4 protein-coding genes are annotated in these 3,640 nt (G+C 73.1%); 1 reads left to right on the plus strand and 3 read right to left on the minus strand.

Annotated elements, in window-relative coordinates:
* Positions 1-44 precede the first annotated feature (44 nt).
* Both ligD (TR49_RS39440) and ku read right to left on the minus strand, forming a co-directional pair.
* Complete coding sequence (ligD, locus tag TR49_RS39440) at positions 45-1,013, minus strand: non-homologous end-joining DNA ligase (RefSeq protein WP_042391317.1); 969 nt, start codon at positions 1,011-1,013, stop codon at positions 45-47.
* Between the two features lie 13 nt (positions 1,014-1,026).
* Positions 1,027-2,079, minus strand: a complete 1,053-nt coding sequence (gene ku / locus TR49_RS39445; RefSeq protein ID WP_042391320.1) for a non-homologous end joining protein Ku — start codon at positions 2,077-2,079, stop codon at positions 1,027-1,029.
* Between the two features lie 51 nt (positions 2,080-2,130).
* Here ku and ligD (TR49_RS39450) point away from each other — a divergent pair, with 51 nt between their 5' ends.
* Positions 2,131-3,027, plus strand: a complete 897-nt coding sequence (ligD, locus tag TR49_RS39450; protein WP_042391321.1) for a non-homologous end-joining DNA ligase — start codon at positions 2,131-2,133, stop codon at positions 3,025-3,027.
* Between the two features lie 56 nt (positions 3,028-3,083).
* Here ligD (TR49_RS39450) and TR49_RS39455 read toward each other — a convergent pair whose 3' ends face one another.
* Positions 3,084-3,623: an HAD family hydrolase gene (locus TR49_RS39455; protein WP_052435006.1), complete on the minus strand. Its 540-nt coding sequence runs from the start codon at positions 3,621-3,623 to the stop codon at positions 3,084-3,086.
* Positions 3,624-3,640: the final 17 nt, after the last annotated feature.

Genomic DNA, 3,640 nt, shown 5'->3' on the forward strand with positions numbered 1-3,640 from the left:
GGCATTGGGGCTAGCCGGGCAGGGCTCACCTGCACAGCCCGACCTCACTGCGGCGTGACCTCCCGCAGCCCCTTCCACACCGGCGCCCGGAAGATCCCGCCCGCCGTCAGTTCCTGGTACTCGACCTCCGCCGTCAGCGCGGGCGTGGCCCAGTGCACGGTGGAGTCCGGCCTGCCCAGATCCGCCGGCGTCCCCAGGAACGGCGACACGTCCGTCTCCAGGTGGTGCAGCAGCACCAGCAGGTCCTCGCCCTCGTGCACCCCGATGCCGGAGCCCACCGCGCCCAGGTAGCGCAGGCCGCCGTGCTCCGGAAGCCCCGCGAGCACGCTGCGCAGGCGTCCCCGCTCGTCCGCGAGCCACCCGCCCAGGCGGACGTCCACGCTCTGGCGGTGCTTGTGCTTGATCCACGCCCGGGAGCGCCGACCCGGCTCGTAGAGGGAGTCGAGCCGCTTGGCGACGATGCCCTCGATGCCGTAGGCCTCCGTCCACTCCACCGCGGAACGGAGGTCGCCGAGCCAGGCGGGCGGCGTCCGGACGGGCCCGTGCTCCTGGTCGAGTGGGAGCTCGAGCAACCGCGCGCGGCGGGCGGTGTAGGGGAGCCGGGTGAGGTCGTGGCCGTCGAGGTTGAGCAGGTCGAAGACCATCAGCGTGACGGGGGTCGAGTGCCGCGCGGCCTGGATCTGCGACGGACGGCGCAGGCTCATCCGCTCCTGGAGCGCGCCGAAGCTCGGCGACCCGTTCAGGCCGAGCGCCACCACCTCCCCGTCCAGCACCGCGGCCTGCTCACCCAACGCCTCGGCCACGGCCACCAGTTCGGGGAACCGCTCGGTCGCCTCAGCTCCGGTGCGGGACCGGACGTGGACGGTGCCGTCACCGGGGGCGTAGACGAGGACGCGCATGCCGTCCCACTTCACCTCCGCCGCCCAGTGCGCCTCGTCGCGCGGCAGCGGCGCGGTCGTCGCCAGCATCGGCGCGTAGACGGGGAGCGCGATCGGGGTGTGGGCACGGGACATGACGGACCGCCGCTCAGGAGGCGCGCCGCGGCGCGGTCTTGCGGGCGGCGGACGCGGTCTTCTTCGCCACGGCCTTCTTGGCCGTGGTCTTGCTTGCCGTGGTCTTCGTCGCCGTGCTCTTCTTCGCGGCGGGCTCCTTGCCGGTCTCCTTCACCGCGGTCCGCTTCGCCGCGGTCTCCTTGGCCGCCGTCCGCTTCGCCGGCGCGGCGCGCTTGCGGGCCTTCGGCGGGGAGGCCTCGTCCGCGCCCTCGTCCGACTCCTCCTCGCCCGGCACCGCCTCGCCGCGGCTCGCCTTCGCGGCGGCGACGCTGGAGCGGAGCGCGGCCATCAGGTCGATGACCTCCGCGCCGCCCTCGGCGGCCGGCGCGGGAGCGGGGGTCGCGCCGTGGGCCTTGGCGTCCAGCAGCTCCTCCAGGGCGACGGCGTACTGGTCCTTCTCGGCGTCCAGGTCGAAGTCCTCGGAGAGGGTGTCCATCAGCGAGCGGGCCATCGCCAGCTCCTGGGGACGCAGCGTCGCGTCCCCCTCCGGCGCGAGGCCCTCGCGCGAGCGGATCTCGTCGGGCCAGCGCATGGTCTGCAGCACCAGCAGGTCGTCCTGGACCCGCAGCACCGCGAGCGACTCGCGGGAGCGCATGGTGACCTTGGTGACGGCCACCAGGCCCGAGTCGCGCATCGCCTCGCGCAGCAGCACGTACGGCTTGGCGGGGGCCTTGTCGCCGAGGCCGACGTAGTAGGGGCTGTCCCAGCGCAGCGGGTCGATCTTCTCGGCGGGCAGGAAGGCCACCACGTCGATGATCTTCTTGCTGGGCACGGGTAGGGTCGCCAGGTCCTCGTCGGTCAGCACCACAACGCCGCCGTCCGGCGCGTCCCAGCCCCGCGCGATCTCGCCGTACTCGACCTCGCGGTCCTCCGCCTCGCAGAAGCGCTTGAGCCGGACGCGTGAACCGTCCTCGCGGTGCACCTGGTGGAGCACCGGACCGGAGTGCGTCTCGGTGGCGGGATAGAGCTTGACCGGTACGGCGACCAGACCGAACGTGATGCTGCCCGTCCAGACGCTGCGAGGCATGGGCTGAACCTTTCGCGGGATGCCGACCTCTCGTGGGGGTATTGACACGTTATGCCCCAAAAGGTGCGCGTGCAGGTCGACGGTCGGCCCCTCCTGCTCTCCCACTTGGACAAGGTGCTGTGGCCCTCCTGGACCAAGGCGGAGATGCTCGACTACTACGCCCGGGTCGCCGACGCGATGGTCCCGCACCTGCGCGACCGACCGGCGTCGTTCCTGCGCGGACCGGAGGGCATGACCGGCCCGCTGTTCGTCGCCAAGAACCCGCCACCGCAGACCCCGGACTGGGTCCGGATCGAGGTCATCGAGGCCAAGGAGGGCCCGCGCCCTCACCTCGTCCTCGACGACGCCCCGAGCGTGATCGCTGCCGCCAACCTCTACTGCCTGGAGATCCACGTCCCGCAGTGGACCCTCGCCACCGGCCGCGACGGCCACGACCGCCTGGTCGTCGACCTCGACCCCGGCGAGGGCACGACCGTCGTCGAGTGCTGCGCGGCGGCCCTCCTGGTCCGGGAGGCCCTCGCCGAGGACGGCCTCCCCTGCTGGCCCGTCACCTCCGGCAGCAAGGGCCTCCACCTCTACGCCCCGCTCCTCCCGACCACGGCGGACGCGGTCGTCGGCTACGCCCGCTCGGTCGCGGAACGGCTGGCCGCCGCGCACCCGAGGCTGCTGGTGGCCCGCATGTCCAAGTCGCTGCGGACCGGCCGGGTCTTCCTGGACTGGTCGCAGAACTCGACGTCGAAGACGACCTCCGCCCCGTACACCCTCCGCGCGACCCGCACGCCCGTCCCGGGCGTCTCGGCCCCGCTCACCTGGTCGGAGGTCGAATCCTGCACCTCCCCCGACGACCTCGCCTTCTCCCCCACCGACATCGCCGCCCGCGTCGCCGCCGGCGGCGACCTGGCGGCGCAACTCTGCGCCCCGGACGAGGCCCGCCCCCTGCCGGGCTAGCGCGGCGCCCTCCCGGGCCGGCGCTCTCGGGCTCCGCCGGGCCGGCGCTCGGACTCTCAGACGTGGTCCAGCACCTGCACCAGCTCGTCGATCACCGCCGTCGCACCGGCGGCGATCAGCCGCTCGCGCGGCATCAGCGCCGCATATCCGAGGACGTCCATGCCCGCAGCGCGTGCCGCGAGAACGCCGTTAGGGCTGTCCTCGACGACGAGGCAGTCCTCGGGCTCGACGCCCATCGCCTTCGCCGTGTGCAGGAACAGGTCCGGCGCGGGCTTGCCGACACCCGCCACGTCCTGCGCGCTGAAGACGACCGACGCGGGCAGGTGCGCCCGCAGCCCCGAGCGGGCGAGGGTCAGGTCGATCCAGGCGTGGTCAGAGGAGGAGGCCACACAGTACGGGAGTTCCCGCCGCCCCAACTCGTCCAGCAGCTCGACCGCGCCTGGCGAGGCGTCCACCCCCTCCTGGAACGCGGCGAACACGCGCGCGTGGCAGCGCTCGGTGAAGTCCCTTGGCAGCGCGCCGCCGTAGCGCTGTGCCACGACCTCGTGGACGTTGCGACCGGCGTTGCCGAGGAAGTAGTGGAAGGACTCCGCCATGGTCGTGGGTTAACCCC

It is taken from the genome of Streptacidiphilus melanogenes (assembly GCF_000787835.1).
GTDB classification, from domain to species: domain Bacteria; phylum Actinomycetota; class Actinomycetes; order Streptomycetales; family Streptomycetaceae; genus Streptacidiphilus; species Streptacidiphilus melanogenes.